Origin of the sequence: Bifidobacterium parmae, assembly GCF_002860365.1 — a bacterium.
Classification (GTDB): Bacteria; Actinomycetota; Actinomycetes; order Actinomycetales; family Bifidobacteriaceae; genus Bifidobacterium; species Bifidobacterium parmae.
The window spans coordinates 1-15,098 of the sequence record NZ_NMWT01000037.1 but is presented as its reverse complement, the minus strand read 5'-3'; the positions used below and the strand labels follow the sequence as shown (position 1 = coordinate 15,098).

General features: G+C 68.1%; 12 protein-coding genes. 10 read left to right on the top strand and 2 right to left on the bottom strand.

Annotated elements, in window-relative coordinates:
- The coding region (locus tag Uis4E_RS11390; RefSeq protein WP_207764586.1) for a 5'-nucleotidase C-terminal domain-containing protein at positions 1-524 on the top strand (524 nt) is incomplete at its 5' end.
- Between the two features lie 263 nt (positions 525-787).
- Here Uis4E_RS11390 and Uis4E_RS11385 read toward each other — a convergent pair.
- Complete coding sequence (locus Uis4E_RS11385) at positions 788-2,236, bottom strand: DUF349 domain-containing protein (RefSeq protein ID WP_101623270.1); 1,449 nt, start codon at positions 2,234-2,236, stop codon at positions 788-790.
- 133 nt (positions 2,237-2,369) lie between these two features.
- On the opposite strand from Uis4E_RS11385, the gene hisS reads away from it, so the two are divergent.
- Together hisS and aspS are read left to right on the top strand one after the other, a co-directional pair.
- Positions 2,370-3,749, top strand: coding sequence for a histidine--tRNA ligase (gene hisS, locus Uis4E_RS11380; protein ID WP_101623271.1), 1,380 nt, complete (start codon positions 2,370-2,372; stop codon positions 3,747-3,749).
- A 78-nt stretch (positions 3,750-3,827) separates the two neighbouring features.
- Positions 3,828-5,627, top strand: a complete 1,800-nt coding sequence (gene aspS / locus Uis4E_RS11375; RefSeq protein WP_101623269.1) for an aspartate--tRNA ligase — start codon at positions 3,828-3,830, stop codon at positions 5,625-5,627.
- Between the two features lie 154 nt (positions 5,628-5,781).
- On the opposite strand, the gene Uis4E_RS11370 is transcribed toward aspS, so the two are convergent.
- A complete protein-coding gene (locus Uis4E_RS11370) occupies positions 5,782-6,720 on the bottom strand; it encodes a DUF559 domain-containing protein (protein WP_243394567.1) in 939 nt (312 codons plus the stop codon).
- A gap of 435 nt (positions 6,721-7,155) precedes the next feature.
- On the opposite strand from Uis4E_RS11370, the gene Uis4E_RS11365 reads away from it, so the two are divergent.
- The 7 genes from Uis4E_RS11365 to Uis4E_RS11335 all read left to right on the top strand — a co-directional run.
- Positions 7,156-8,793 carry an ATP-binding cassette domain-containing protein gene (locus tag Uis4E_RS11365; RefSeq protein WP_165784983.1) on the top strand — a complete coding sequence of 546 codons (1,638 nt, stop codon included), beginning with the start codon at positions 7,156-7,158 and terminating at the stop codon, positions 8,791-8,793.
- Between the two features lie 211 nt (positions 8,794-9,004).
- A complete protein-coding gene (locus Uis4E_RS11360) occupies positions 9,005-9,562 on the top strand; it encodes a YbaK/EbsC family protein (RefSeq protein ID WP_101623266.1) in 558 nt (185 codons plus the stop codon).
- 277 nt (positions 9,563-9,839) lie between these two features.
- The gene (locus Uis4E_RS11355) at positions 9,840-10,640 is read left to right on the top strand and encodes an amino acid ABC transporter ATP-binding protein (protein WP_101623265.1); all 801 of its coding nucleotides are present in this window, start codon (positions 9,840-9,842) and stop codon (positions 10,638-10,640) included.
- A 32-nt stretch (positions 10,641-10,672) separates the two neighbouring features.
- Positions 10,673-11,515: a glutamate ABC transporter substrate-binding protein gene (locus Uis4E_RS11350; RefSeq protein WP_101623264.1), complete on the top strand. Its 843-nt coding sequence runs from the start codon at positions 10,673-10,675 to the stop codon at positions 11,513-11,515.
- The gene (locus Uis4E_RS11345; protein WP_101623263.1) at positions 11,515-12,192 is read left to right on the top strand and encodes an amino acid ABC transporter permease; all 678 of its coding nucleotides are present in this window, start codon (positions 11,515-11,517) and stop codon (positions 12,190-12,192) included. Before Uis4E_RS11350 ends, Uis4E_RS11345 begins: the two co-directional genes overlap by 1 nt.
- Before the next feature lie 7 nt (positions 12,193-12,199).
- Positions 12,200-13,468 (top strand): amino acid ABC transporter permease, encoded by a 1,269-nt coding sequence (locus Uis4E_RS11340; RefSeq protein ID WP_243394566.1) that lies wholly within the window; start codon positions 12,200-12,202, stop codon positions 13,466-13,468.
- Positions 13,469-13,625: 157 nt separating this feature from the next.
- On the top strand, positions 13,626-15,098 hold a 1,473-nt coding region (locus Uis4E_RS11335; RefSeq protein ID WP_101623262.1), incomplete at its 3' end, for an acid phosphatase.

The window sequence follows — 15,098 nt, the reverse complement described above, 5'->3', positions numbered from 1 at the left end:
CCGTCGTCGGATTCTCCAACGACGGCAGCCTGAGGACCGCGAACCTCGACCAGAACGGCGACGGGAAGATCACGCTGCGCGAGGTCGACAGCATGATGGCGTTGCAGTTCAAGGTCGCGAAGACCACGCTCACCGGACGCGAGCTCAAGGCCGTGCTCGCCCAGCAGTGGCGCGAGCGCGGCGGCCGCACCGTCGTGTCGCGCCTCGGCGTGTCCGGCAACGTGCGGTACCGGTACGTGACGGGAGGACGGGCGCCCGACGTGCCGGGGGAGGGGAAGGACGACGAGGGCGGCGCGTCGATCGTGGACCTCACGGTCGACGGACGCGAGATCGGCGACGACGACCTCGTCATCGCCGCGTCCAACTCGTTCCTCCTGCAGGGCGGCGACCGGTACACCGCGTTCCGCTCAGGCACCGACTACCAGGAGCTCGACATGGGGTATGGCGCCGCGCTCGTCGACTACCTCGGCCGGCACCCCGACGTGAGCATCCCCCTGCCCGTCACCGGCACCGTGCTCGTGTAGCCGGACGGCGGCAGCCGACTGTACCGTAATTCCGCCCCCTCTGGAGGCTGAGCCGTCAGGCAAACGCCGGAGGCGTTTGTAGGCGAAGGCGAACGACCGTGAGCAATATAATTTTCAGCCGAAGGCTGTCCGTAATTGCGATGGGCTGTCGGCGCAGCCGACTGGGGGAGGCATGCATCATACGAAAAGGGGCCCGTCGTGAACGGAATCACGACGGGCCCCCTATTCGTCGACGCTGTCGCCTGCGCGGCGCGCGGCGTGCGTCACTTCACCGCGTTGAGCCACTGCTCCTTCGTGGCCTTCTCGGCCTCGAGCTTCGCCTTCTTCTTCGGGTCGGACTCGGCGGCGATCTTCGCGTCGAGCTCGGCGAGCTGGGCGTTGAGCTGCTCCTCGAAGCTGGACTTGCGGGCGTCGGCCTCCGGATCGGACTGCTTCCAGGCGGCGTCCTCGACGGCCTTGATCTGCTTGTCGACCGCGTCGAGACGGCCCTCGATGCGGCGCATGTCGTCACGCGGCACGTAGCCGATCTGGTCCCACTCCTCCTGGATCTTCGCGAGCTCCTGGCGGGCGTGCTTGGCAGCCTTCTCGTCGGCGACCGGCACGAGCGCCTCCGCCTTGACGAGCAGCGCCTCCTTGGCGGCCAGGTTCTCCTTCTCCGAGGAGGAGATCTGGTCGCGGTCGGCCTGACGCGCGTTGAAGAACGTGTCGGCGGCCTCGCGGAACTGCGCCCACAGGGCGTCGTCCTCGTTGCGGCCGGCGCGGCCCGCCTTCTTCCAACGGTCCATCAGCTCGTTGAACTTGCGGGAGGTCTCGCCCCAGGCGGTGGAGTCCTTGAGCTCGTTCGCCTCGGCGATGATCGCCTCCTTGGCCTCGCGGGCCTCCTTGCGCTCCACGTCGCGGGCCTGCGCCCACTTGCGGCGCGACTGGTTGAACGTGGTGCGGGCGGCGGAGAAGCGCTTCCACAGCTCGTCGGCGTCCTTCTTGTCGATGCGCACGTTGTTGCGCTGGTGCTCCTGCCACTCGTCGAACAGGGCGCGGAACTTGTCCGCCGTGGAACGCCAGTTCGTGTTGTCGCCCAGCGACGCGGCCAGCTCCTCGGCCTTCACGACGATCGCGGTGCGGCCTTCGATGGCCTTCGCCATCGCGGCCTTGCGCGCCTCGGCGATCTGCGCCTTCTTCGCCTCGCCCGCGGCCTTGAGCTCCTCGAACTGGGCCTTCAGCGCGGCGATGTCGCCGACGACGGCCGGCGCGGCGGTCTCCTCGGCGAGCATCTTCAGCGACTCGTCGATCTCGCGCGGCTTGACGTTGCGGGACTTGAGGCGGCCCGCCAGCGCGTCCAGCTTCGCCTTGAGGTCCAGGAAGCGGCGGGCGTACAGGGCGAGCGCCTCCTCCTTCGACACGTCCGGGAACTGGCCGACCTCGCGCTCGGTCTCGCCCTCCTTGACGTACACGGTGCCGTCGTCCGCGACGCGGCCGAACGCCTCGGCCTCGCGGATCGCGGCCTCGTCGTGGCCGTGCTTGGCGGCCGGCGCGGCGGGGCGCGCGGCGGCAGGCTTGTGGGCGAACGCGGCCGGGGACGGCGCGTGCGGCTTCGGCATCGCCGAGGGTTTCGGAGCTGCCGCGGGCGCGGTCTGTTCCACCGCGGGCTGCGTCGCCTGCTCGGTGGGCTCGGTGGTGTTCTCGGTTTCGGTGACGTTGTTCTCGTCGGCCATGGCCAGCTCCTTACAGCTTGGAAGTATGTGCGGCGTGCGTCGTGCATCGCGGCTCCCCGCGGGGAATCCTCTCGTGATCCCCCATGGGAATATGGCGTTGTTTGACGCAACCCTCACCTATTATATTGATTCCGTGGCTAAAGGCGCATCAATTTCAGGATTTCCAGAGTGGCTCCCCTCTGAACGCGTTGTGGAGCAGCGTGTCATCGACACGCTCCGTGAGGTTTTCGAGCTCAACGGCTTCCTCGGCATCGAGACCCGTGCCGTGGAGACCGGGGCGTCCCTGCTGAAGAAAGGCGAGACCAGCAAGGAGATCTACCTGCTGTCCCGTCTGCAGGAGGTCGGCCGCGAGTCCGACACCCCGATCGAGGAGCGGCTCGGCCTGCACTTCGACCTCACCGTGCCGCTGAGCCGGTACGTGGTCGAGCATTCCGGCCAGCTCGCCTTCCCGTTCAAGCGGTGGCAGATCCAGAAGGTCTGGCGCGGCGAACGCCCCCAGGAGGGCCGCTACCGCGAGTTCGTCCAGGCCGACATCGACGTGATCGGCCAGGGCGACCTGCCCGACCACTACGAGGTGGAGCTGCCGCTCGTCATGGTCTCGGCGCTCGAACGCCTGCGCGCGTTCGGCCTGCCGAAGGCGACCGTGCACGCGAACAACCGCAAGCTGTCCGAGGGCTTCTACCGCGGGCTCGGACTCACCGACATCGAGGGCGTGCTGCGCGAGATCGACAAGCTCGACAAGATCGGCGCCGACGAGGTCGCGAAGCTCCTCGTCGAGGAGTGCGGCGCGTCCGAGGCGCAGGCGCGCGCCTGCCTCGAACTCGCCGAACTGACCGCCGCCGACGGCGCCGAGCTCGCGTCGAAGTTCGACGCGCTGTGCGAGGCCCACGGCATCGCGGCCGATTCCGAGGCGTACGCGCTCGCCAGGCAGGGCCTCGACACGCTCGCCATGATCGTCGACCAGGCCGCGGCCATCCGCCCCGGCTCCGTGATCGCCGACCTCAAGATCGCGCGCGGACTCGACTACTACACCGGCTCCGTCTACGAGACGTTCCTCGACGGCGCCGCCTCCCTCGGCTCGATCTGCTCGGGCGGCCGCTACGACAACCTCGCTTCGCAGGGCAACCGCAAGTACCCGGGCGTGGGCCTGTCCATCGGCCTGAGCCGTCTCGTCAGCTACATGCTGCACACCGCCGGCGCGCATGCGAGCCGCGTCTCGCCGGCCAGCGTGCTCGTCGCCGTGTGGAACGAGTCGGACCGCGCCGCCTCCAACGCGATCGCGAACACGCTGCGCTCGCGCGGCATCGCCGCCGACGTGGCGCCCACCGCCGCCAAGCTCGGCAAGCAGATCAAGTACGCCGACAAGCTCGGCATCCCGTACGTGTGGTTCCCCGGCCAGGAGGGCGCGGGCGACGAGGTGAAGAACATCGTCTCCGGCGACCAGAACCCGGCCGACGCCACGTCATGGGAGCCGGATACTGTTAGTGCCCGGCAAACGGTGGTCATCGACTGAGAACCGCCGTCACCGCGCCGCGACGGACGGCGTGTCGGGACACGTCAGGAACTGACGTCAAGAACTGAAAGAGGAAGCATGAGCCAGACGGCTTACAGAACACATCATGCGACCGAGGTCACCGAGGCCCTGGTCGGTCAGAAGGTCACCCTCGCCGGTTGGGTCGACCGTCGCCGCGACCACGGCGGCGTCGCCTTCATCGATCTGCGCGACGCCACCGGCCTCGTGCAGGTCGTCATCTACGACGAGGACATGGCCCGCCCGCTGCGCAGCGAATTCGTCATCCAGGTCGTCGGCGAGGTCCGCCTGCGCCCGGAGGGCAACGAGAACGAGCATCTCGCCACTGGCAAGATCGAGGTCGTCGCCGAGACGATCGAGGTGCTCGCCAAGTCCGACGCCCTGCCGTTCCAGGTGTCCACCGCGCTCGAGAACGAGTCCGAGAACAAGCTGCCCGGCGAGGACGTGCGTTTGAAGTACCGCTACCTCGACCTGCGCCGCCCGTCCATGCAGCACAACCTCAAGCTGCGCTCCGACATGGCCAAGGCCGCCCGCCACGCCCTGGAGGACATGGACTTCACCGAGGTCGAGACCCCGACGTTCATCAAGTCCACCCCGGAGGGCGCCCGCGACTTCGTCGTGCCGGCCCGTCTCGTGCCCGGCTCCTGGTACGCGCTGCCGCAGTCCCCGCAGCTGCTCAAGCAGCTGCTCATGGTCTCCGGCGTCGAGCGCTACTACCAGCTGGCCCGCTGCTACCGCGACGAGGACTTCCGCGCCGACCGCCAGCCCGAGTTCACGCAGCTCGACATGGAGATGGCGTACGTCGACCAGGAGGACGTCATGGCCATGGCCGAGAAGGTCATCGCCGCCATCTGGAAGACCGCCGGCTACGAGGTGCAGCTGCCGCTGCCGCGCATCACCTGGCAGGACGCCATGGACAAGTACGGCTCCGACAAGCCGGACCTGCGCTTCGGCAACCCGCTCGTCGAGCTCACCGAATACTTCAAGGACACGCCGTTCCGCGTGTTCCAGGCCCCCTACGTGGGCGCGGTCCTGTTCAAGGGCGGCGCCTCCACGCCGCGCCGCCAGTTTGACGCGTGGCAGGAGTGGGCCAAGCAGCGCGGCGCCAAGGGCCTCGCCTACGTGTCCTTCACCGAGGACGGCGAGCTCAAGGGACCCGTCGCCAAGAACCTGTCCGAAGCGGAGCGCGACGGCCTGATGCAGGCCGTGGGCGCCGAGCCGGGCGACGCCGTGTTCTTCGCCGCCGGCTCCCGCGAGTCCTCCCAGTTGCTGCTGGGCGCCGTGCGCGTCGAGCTCGCCTCCCGCGCCGGCCTGCTGGATCCGAAGAAGTTCGCGTTCACGTGGGTCGTCGACTTCCCGCTGTTCAAGCCGACCGACGATCCGGACGACGACGACGTGGCGGTCGGCCACTCCAAGTGGACCTCCATGCACCACCCGTTCACGATGCCGTCCAAGGACTGGATCGACAAGTTCGACCAGGATCCGGAGCACGCCATGTCCGACTCCTACGACATCGTCTGCAACGGCGAGGAGATGGGCGGCGGCTCGGTGCGTATCCACCGCGACGACATCCAGGACCGCGTCCTCAACGTCCTCGGCATCAGCTCCGAGGAGGCCGAGGAGAAGTTCGGCTTCCTGCTCGAGGCGTTCAAGTACGGCGCCCCGCCGCACGCGGGCATCGCCCTCGGCTGGGACCGCACCGTGTCGATTCTCGCCGGCGCCGACACCATCCGCGACGTCATCGCCTTCCCGAAGGCGGGCGGCGGCCGCGACCCGCTGACCGGCGCCCCGGCCCCGATCTCGGCCGAACAGCGCGCCGAGACTGGCGTCGACTACGACCCGGACGAGGACGAGGACTGATCCCTCTCCCCACCCAAGGGTGAGCCCCACCGGGGCTCACCCTTTTATTTTCCCCCTCATCTCCCATGGTGCGGCAAACCCCTCATGGTGCGGTGGCGCAAAACGGCTTGATTCCGGGGTTGTGGAGAAAGTGTGTTGCCGCACCATGGGAGAGTCACCGCACCATGGGGCGGTGCATGGCCGCTTCGCGCGCCAGTGCGCGACGGCGGTATTCGCCTCGGCGCGCGTTGGGGCGCAAGGACGGATCCGCAAGCGCGCGATGCGCAGGGTCCGGCATCGCCGTGAACGGCATGCCGGCCGCTTCCGCCACGGTCCGCGCGAAGCCGTGTCGCCCGTCGGCGTTCCGTATGTCGTCGGCGAACACCTCGATGACCGTCCATCCCATTGCCCGCAGCTCGCGGCGTTTGCGCCGGTCCCGGACGTACTGGCTTCGGAACCGACGGTGATGGTCGCCGTCGTATTCGATGGCGACGTGGTGCTCCGGGTACGCCATGTCGACGATGTATCGGGTCGTTCCGCCGGGAACCGTGATGCCGTGGTGCATGACCGGCATCGGCAGACCATACCGCAGCAGCGCGATGCGCGAACGGGTCTCCTGCACCGAATCGGACGGTCGCATAAGCGGCCGCGCCGCCTCGCATCGCGCCCGGCCGACGATGCGTCGGAACGCTTTGAGACGGTTGGACAGATCGTCGAACGCGTATCCGAATCGCCGTGCGAGCGCTTCACCGAGCACCACCATTTCGACGAGATCCAGGTATCGGGCGTACTGGATCCATGTGTCTATGGGATGCACGCACGCCAATCCGTTGGGGAACGTATACGTGGCGAACGGCTGATTCCACGTGCGGTAATCGACGCCGTCGAGAGATGATCGCGTCACGCGATCGCGCACCACGACGCGGAAATCGCACTGCGGCAAACCGCCGCACAAAGGCGTTTCGACGGCGTACAGCGTCAATGCCGTGTCCAAGGCGAAGCAGGGCCCGCGCTCCGTCCTCACTCGCGGCAGCAATCCCAGACACGCCTGCGCCTTGGCCGCCGACTGTTCGTTCAGACGGCGCTTCACGTAATCGTGGACCTCGCCGTCCACGGGCGCTTCATCATAACCGTATGTGTTCATCCGGGCAGGATAACCGAAACCGGCGCGGGAGGGGCGTGATTTCGGGTGATGTGGATAACCCGGCCGATTCCGCATGCCGTTGCGGCGTGTCCCGCCGGATTGTCCACAATCGGTGAAGTCGGCGCTTCGCCCTAATGTACGAATCGCATCACGAATACGGATTCCTCGACATGCCAGAGGAGTCGGACGAAAGGAACCCACCCAAGTTGCGCCTGTGAAGGATGACGGTATCCCAGCGGAACCACGCGCCGAAGCGTGCCGCCGCGCGTCATCCGTCGATGGGCCGTGATTCCGGTTCCCACCCGTCACGGGCTGAGACCGCACCCCATCGCACGCATCGTGTTCCCCGCCGTCATCGTCATGACCGTTCCCGATCGGCACGCCCGAAACGAAAGGCGTGATCCCATGCAACCTTCCGTGCTGACCCTCACCGATATCACCTTCACCTATCCGGACGCCCCGGAACCGTTGTTCTCCGGCGTCGACGCGTCGTTCCCACGCGGCTGGACGGCCGTCGTCGGCGACAACGGCATCGGCAAATCCACGCTCATGGCCATCGCGCGCGGCGCACTCGTCCCCGACGAGGGATCCGTCGCGCCCGCTCCGAAGCGCCTCGTCATCGGCCATTGCCCGCAGGGCGTCGACGTTCCGCCGGAACGCCTCGACGCGTTCGCCGCCGACTGGTCGCCGGAGGCGATCGCCGTACGCGACGTGCTCGGCGTCGGCGACGACTGGCCGTACCGTTACGACACGCTGTCCGGCGGCGAACGCAAGCGCGTGCATCTCGCCTGCGCGCTCGCCGCACGCCCCGACGTGCTGGTACTCGACGAGCCGACGAACCATGTCGACGCCTCCGCGCGGGCGCGCATCGTCGACGCGATGCGCGCATACCGCGGCATCGGCGTCGTCGTCTCGCACGACGCGGCGCTCATCGACACGACCTGCAATCGTTGCGTCGTCTTCTCGCGGCGTCATGTCGGCACGCGCAACGTGACCGTCGTCGACACGGTTCCGGGCGGATGGACACGAGCCGCGGCGGCGGTCGCGGCGCGCGACGGCGCCGACGCCGCGGCGCTGGCCGAGGCGCGGCGCGAGACCGCACGATTGGCGGCGTCCCGCGCGCGACGGCTCGACAAGGTGCGGCAGGTCGAGGCGGCGAAACGCGACGGCCGGCATGTCGACCGACATGACCATGACGCGCGGGACAGACGCCAATTGGCGAAGATGACCGGACTCGACCGCGGCGTCACCCGCGCCTACGCGCGGCTCGACGCCCGGGCGGACGCGGCGCGGCGGCGCGCGGCGGGGCTCACGGTCGCGGCGAAACGCTATGACGGTGACATCTGGATGGACATCGCACCGAGCCGCCGACGCGAGTTGATACGACTGGAGCCGGGCGTGATCCGGTTCGACGGACGGGACGTTGCCGACATCAAGCCGGCGATCATGCGCGACGACGGCATGGCGGGACATGCCGCCGGCCGCGACTTGTCCGGATTGTCCCGTGCCGACGTCTCCGGCGGGCGCATCCGACTGTCGCCGTCCGCCGACGGCGTCCCGGCCATGGGACTTATGATTCCGACGATCTCGATCGGACCGGGCGACCATGTCGCGGTGACGGGGCCGAACGGCGCCGGCAAGTCGACGTTGCTGCGCGCGATGCTCGCGCACGCCGCCGACGTGCCGAAACTGGTCGTCGCGCAGGAGCTCACCGATGATGATCGCGCCGCGGCGATGACCCGGTTGAACGGGCTTCCCGCCGATGTCCGGGCGCGCGTACTGGGCGCGTACGCGCGGCTCGACGCCGATCCGGACCGGCTGCTGGCCGGGGAATCGCCGTCGCCGGGCGAACTGCGCAAGCTGCTGGTGTGTCTGGCGTTGCCGGACGGGCCGCAGCTGATCGTCATGGACGAGCCGACGAACCATCTGGATCTGTCGTCGAGGACGGCGATGGCGCGCTTGCTGGCCGAGTACCCGGGCGCGCTGGTCGTCGTCTCCCACGACGAGCGGTTCCTCGGGTGCTGCACTCCCATGGTGCGGTGAAACCTCCATGGTGCGGTGGCGCGGAACGGCTTGATTCCGGGGTTGTGGAGAAGATGTGTTGCCGCACCATGGGAAGAACGGGTTATAGGGAACGGGTATAGGCGGGGCGGCGTGGGAACGGGGGCGTGCCGTTATGGTGGGCGGGTAATGAATCATTGGCTGGCGCGGCGGGAACGCCCGGCCGATGGGCGGCCGACATATAGGGGGACACATGACGTTGGAGATACTGGACTGGCATGACGGGGACCTGCTGGCGAAGCCGGTGTTCGACAAGCTCAACGAGCTCGTCGCGGCCGGGGTGCCCGAATCCAAGATCCTGGGCGTGACCATCAACACGGACGAGGAGTCGGACACCGACCTGTGGTGCCCGAAGTACGGCGTGCCGTTCGCGATCACCGGCAACGTGGTCGTCGTGCACACGCACAAGACCCGCAAGGCGCCGCCGCAGTTCGCCGCCGCGTTCGTCACGGCGGACACGCGCGCCGACCTCAACGGCGTCGTCAAGCACACACTGGAGGTCTCCAAGGTGAGCTTCGCGCCGATCGCGGCGGCCGTCGAGGCGACCGGCATGGAGTCGGGCGGCATGTCGCCGATCGGCCTGCCGGAGGGGTGGCCGCTGCTCGTCGACCAGCACATCCTGTCCATCCCGAAGCTGTACCTGGGTTCCGGCGTCCGCCCGTCCAAGCTCGTCGTGGACGGCTCGATCTTCGCCGACATCCCCGGCGTGCGGTTCGTCGCCGGCCTTGGCAAGCCGCGCCCCGTGCAGTGAATATCCCATGGTGCGGTGAAACCCTCATGGTGCGGTGCCGGAAAACGGCTTGATTCCGGGGTTGTGAAGAGCATGTGTTGCCGCACCATGGGAGAAGACGGGCTCGTGGGGGAGGATGGCCCGGCGGTCCGGCGAAGGGGCCGTCGGGGCGGTTGGCGGTGTGAGCGGTCACGGGCGCGGGGCGGCCCGACGCCCGCGTCCACCCGTCTCACATGGTGAACCGGTGATGTCCGTCTGGTAGTCCGCCGGTAACACGGTGCCGTTATACTGACCTCCCATGTCAGAGAAATCAGAAGAAACGCGCCCCGTCGCGCCCCTCGTGCCGGGAAACGAGACCTCCGGCCACCCGCTCGTCGAGCTGACCCACGTCGAGAAGCACTTCGGCGACCTGCACGTCCTGAAGGACATCAACCTCACCGTGAACAAGGGCGAGGTGCTCGTCATCGTCGGCCCGTCCGGCTCCGGCAAGTCCACGATGTGCCGCACCATCAACCGCCTGGAGACCATCGACTCCGGCGACATCCGCATCGACGGCAAGGCCCTGCCGCAGGAGGGCAGGGAGCTCGCCAACCTGCGCGCCGAAGTCGGCATGGTGTTCCAGTCGTTCAACCTGTTCGCCAACAAGACCATCCTCGAGAACGTGACGCTCGCGCCGATCAAGGTCCGCCACATGGACAAGAAGGAGGCCGAGCGCCTCGCCATGGACCTGCTCGCCCGCGTCGGCGTCGACTCGCAGGCCAACAAGATGCCGTCCCAGCTCTCCGGCGGCCAGCAGCAGCGCGTCGCCATCGCCCGCGCGCTCGCCATGCGCCCGAAGGTCATGCTGTTCGACGAGCCGACCTCCGCGCTCGACCCGGAGATGGTCAACGAGGTGCTCGACGTCATGGTCGAACTCGCCCACGAGGGCATGACCATGCTGTGCGTCACCCACGAGATGGGCTTCGCGCGCAAGGCCGCGGACCGCATCGTGTTCATGGCCGACGGCCAGATCCTCGAACAGAACACGCCCGACGAGTTCTTCGAGCATCCGAAGACCGAACGCGCCAAGGACTTCCTGTCGAAGATCCTCACCCACTGACGGACCGGGGAAAGGGACAAGAAGGACAAGCAATGACGTTCAAACCATCAGTGAAGCGGATGGCGCGCCGCGCGATCGCCGTCGTGGCCGCGCTCGCCTGCACGATGTCGCTGGCCGCCTGCGGCTCCGACGAGACCGGCAAGATCCGCATCGGCATCAAGTTCGACCAGCCGGGCCTCGGCTTCAAGAAGTCCGGCACCTACGTCGGCTTCGACGTGGACGTGGCCAAGTACATCGCCAAGAAGCTCGGCTACTCCGAGGACGAGATCGTCTGGAAGGAGGCCCCGTCCAAGCAGCGCGAGGCCATGCTCCAGAACGGCGACGTGGACATGATCCTCGCCACCTACTCGATCACCGACGAGCGCAAGAAGGCCGTCTCCTTCGCCGGGCCGTACTTCGTGGCCGGCCAGGACCTGCTCGTGCGCAAGGACGACACGTCCATCAACGGCCCCGAGGACCTCAACGGCAAGCGCCTGTGCTCCGTGACCGGTTCGACCTCCGCCGCCACCGTCAAGGAGAAGTTCGCCTCCGAGGTGCAGCTCATGGAGCAACCCGGCTACGCGGAATGCGCGACCGCCCTGTTCTCCGGCATCGTCGACGCGGTCACCACCGACGACATCATCCTCGCCGGCCTCGCCTCCGCCTCGCGCGGCAAGCTGCGCGTCGTCGGCAAGCCGTTCACGCAGGAATACTACGGCGTGGGCATCAAGAAGGGCGACACCAGGTTCGCCGCGCAGATCAACAACGCGATCGTCGACATGATCCAGGACGGCTCCTGGCAGCGCGCGATCAGCGACAACACGAAGGGCACGGCGTACACGCCGAACGCGGAATACAACCCGCCGACGCCCGACGAGGGCGAGGGGGACAAGTGATGAACGGATTCCTCGAACTGTTCAGCCAGTACGACGTGCCCGGCGCGTTCCTCGTCAACATCGAACTGACCCTGTGGAGCGCCCTGTTCTCGATGATCCTCGGCGTGGTCCTCGTGGTCATGCGCATCTCGCCGATCTCGTCCCTCAGGGCCGTGGCCGGCGCCTACGTGGAGCTGTTCAAGAACCTGCCGCTCACCATCATCATGGTGTTCATGGTGCTCGGCGCCTACGCGCAGCTGAAGCTCACCTTCTCCGACACGTTCGCCACGAACTTCTTCTGGCTGGCGGTCATGGGCCTGAGCCTGTACACGGCCGCGTTCGTGTGCGAGTCGCTGCGCTCCGGCATCAACACGGTGCCGCTCGGCCAGGCCGAGGCGGCCCGCGCGCTGGGTCTCGGCTTCATGCAGTCCGCCACCGAGATCATCCTGCCGCAGGCGTTCCGCGGTTCGGTCGCCCCGCTCGGCAACACGCTGATCGCGCTGCTCAAGAACTCGACCGTCGCCGCCGCCGCGTCCGTCTCCACCGAGACGTCGTCGCTGATGAGCCAGATGATCGAGTTCCGACCGGACGTCATCGTCCAGATCTTCCTGATCTTCGCGTTCGGCTACGTGATCCTGATCATCCCGATCGGCATGCTCACCACGTACCTGTCCAACAAGCTCGCCGTGAGGAGGTGACCGAGTCATGGCCGATACTTCCAATTCCGTCCTGTTCGACGTGCCCGGTCCGAAGGGCCGTCGCACCATCCGCATCATCAACTGGGTCGCCGGCCTCGTCTTCGCCGTGCTCGTCGTGCTCATGCTCATGCGCCTGCACAACCCGCCGGACGGCGAGAACCAGCTGAGCTGGGAGCTGTGGAAGCCTGCCCTCGAAAAGGAGGCGTGGACCGACTTCTACCTGCCCGGCCTGTGGATGACCGTCAAGGCGACCGTGCTCGCCGTCGTCGGCGCCGTCCTGTTCGGCCTCGTGTTCGGTGTGGGACGACTCCTGCCGAACCCGCTCGTGCGCGGCGTGTCCGCCGTAATCGTCGAGTTCTGCCGTGCCGTGCCGGTGCTGCTGCTCATGATCTTCTTCTGGCGCTGGTTCGCGTTCGCCGGCCTGCCGAGCCCCTCGTACTGGGCGGTCGTCATCGCGCTCGTGCTCTACAACGGCTCGGTCGTCGCCGAGCTCGTGCGCTCCGGCGTCGGCAACCTGCCGAACGGCCAGCGCGAGGCGTCCCTCGCCCTGGGCCTGACCGAAACGCAGTCGCTCATCCAGATCGAGGTGCCGCAGGCCGTCTACGCGATGCTGCCCGCCGCCGTCACCCAGCTCGTCGTCGTCTTGAAGGACACGGCGCTCGGCTCGATCATCATGTACACGGACCTGCTGCAGGAGTCGCGCCGACTCGGCTCGATGTACTTCAACATCCTGCAGACGCTCGTCATGGCCGCGGTCGTCTACTTCATCGCCTGCTGGCTGCTGTCCCGCCTCGCCGAATGGCTGCCGGAACGCATGCAGCAGCGCACGGCCGCGCCCGCCGAACCCGAGCCGGTCGCGCCGATCGCCGCCGGCGACCCGTCGAACATCAACCAGATCGCCGTCGCCAAGGAGGTGGAGGAGCTGCCGCTCGGCGGCGCGCCCCGCCAGTACCATGTGCACCACCGTGGTACGAACGCGTCGATCCGCAACTGGCGCCGCACCCGCTACGAGCAGGGCTACGACGCCACGCAGCCCGAATCGCAGATCGACCCGGAGACCGGCCGTCTGATCCGCGACGAGGAGGCGGAACGCAAGGCGAAGGCCGCGAAGGCGGCGCGCCTCGCCGCCAAGGCCGCCAAGGAGAACGGCGGCGAGACCGCCGAACGCCACGACCAGTACGGCCACGGCGAGAAGCACGACCGCGCCGTGTTCAAACCGCACGGCGACATCGGCAAGAAGGGCCACGACGACATGGGCCACCGTCCGAGGATCTGACGGACGCCACGCCCGCGTCGGACGCGCACGACCGGCACGACCGGCCGCGGACGGCCGCGCGCGTGGACTCGCCGTCCGCTAATCCGGCACGAAGAGTTCACCCACCGTTCGACCGGCGCCCGCGCTACGTAGCGAAACGGCGGATAGGTTAGGGAGCATGACACCGTTCCCGAACCTATCCGCCGTCGTCGTATCCGCACTCGTCCGCGTCCGCGTCCGTCGCCGCGTCCGCACCAGCACCGCCCGCGCCGTCGCGGCCCCGCTGGCCGCCGCCCTCACGGCCGCCGCCGTCGCATCGGCCGTGCTCGCCGTCGCCCCGATCCCCGGCACCCTCCCGCAGGCGCGCGCCGACCAGCTGCCCAACCCCGACTGGGTGGCGCTCCTCGCCGACTACGAGAAGGACTACTGGAAGGCGCCCACCAGCGCGCAGGACGGCGGCAAGGTGCTCGACAAGACCGTGATGCGACGCGACGAGGACCTCGCCGTCGCCATCAACCACAAGGGCGCGGAAGGCGCCGACGCCGAAGGCCTCACCCCGCAGCGCAAACGCGCGCTCGTCGACTCCGACCTGCTGCCGCGCGAGACCATGCCCGACGCGCTCGGCCCCGTGCTCGGCCGGTACATGAGCGAAGGCATCAACGAGCACAAACTCGGCCGCGTCATCGACCTGTTCCGCTTCAACGTCGCCTCCACCTACCTGTCCAAACGCGCCGCCATGCACCCGCGCCCCTACCTCGACCGTTCGGTGAGCACCTACAACGGCGTCAACGACCTCGCCGGGCTCCCCGCCACGCTCGACATCAAGGAGTCCCCGTCCTGGGGCGACCACATCCCCGGCTATTCGAACCTGCAGAAGAACAGCTCCTACCCGTCCGGCCACACGACGATGGCCTACTCGTGGGGCGTGGCGCTCGCCGGCATGATCCCCGAACTCGCGCCGCAGATCATGGCCCGCACCTCGGAGGCAGGCAACAACCGCATCGTGCTCGGCGTCCACTATCCGCTCGACATCATGGGCGGGCGCATCGGCGGATCCGCGCAGAACGGCCAATACTGGCACAACGAGTTCGGCACGTCGGTCGCGCCCGCCGCACGCCAGCTGCGCGGCTATCTCACCGAGCGCTGCAAGGCCGACGGCCACGGCGCGACGCTCAAGGCATGCATCAAGGACCTCAAGGCGACCGGCGAAGGCGGCTACACGAACGCGTTCCTCGACCCGGTCGCCGACGAGCCGGTCACGGACCAGGCGTCCGCCGTGCGCGTCTACGCCAAACGCATGACCTACGGGTTCGCGCAGGACAAGGCCGAGCGGGGCCGTCCGTTCACCGCGCCGCGCGGCGCCGCCGACGTGCTGCGCCTCGCCTACCCGCAGCTGCACGCCGACCAGCGGAACGCCATCCTCGCGAAGACCGCGCTCGACTCCGGCTACCCGCTGTGGAAGTCGTCCGACGGCTGGCAGCGCATCGACTGGGCGAAGGCCCTGTGCGCCCGCGTCACGTTGGACGCCGATGGCGACGTCGTCAAGGTCGAGACCGCCGACGAGACGCGTCTCGACGGTCCGACCGTCGTCAACGCGCAATACGCGGACCGCGGCGACCATCCCGCCTCCGACGCGGCCGCCGGCGAGAAC

Excerpts from the sequence above, each read along its gene's own strand:
- Uis4E_RS11385 (WP_101623270.1), bottom strand. The coding sequence starts at position 2,236 with ATGGCCGACGAGAACAACGTCACCGAAACCGAGAACACCACCGAGCCC.
- Uis4E_RS11360 (WP_101623266.1), top strand. The coding sequence starts at position 9,005 with ATGACGTTGGAGATACTGGACTGGCATGACGGGGACCTGCTGGCGAAG.
- Uis4E_RS11340 (WP_243394566.1), top strand. The coding sequence starts at position 12,200 with ATGGCCGATACTTCCAATTCCGTCCTGTTCGACGTGCCCGGTCCGAAG.
- Uis4E_RS11350 (WP_101623264.1), top strand. The coding sequence starts at position 10,673 with ATGACGTTCAAACCATCAGTGAAGCGGATGGCGCGCCGCGCGATCGCC.
- Uis4E_RS11345 (WP_101623263.1), top strand. The coding sequence starts at position 11,515 with ATGAACGGATTCCTCGAACTGTTCAGCCAGTACGACGTGCCCGGCGCG.
- Uis4E_RS11365 (WP_165784983.1), top strand. The coding sequence starts at position 7,156 with ATGCAACCTTCCGTGCTGACCCTCACCGATATCACCTTCACCTATCCG.
- aspS (WP_101623269.1), top strand. The coding sequence starts at position 3,828 with ATGAGCCAGACGGCTTACAGAACACATCATGCGACCGAGGTCACCGAG.
- Uis4E_RS11355 (WP_101623265.1), top strand. The coding sequence starts at position 9,840 with ATGTCAGAGAAATCAGAAGAAACGCGCCCCGTCGCGCCCCTCGTGCCG.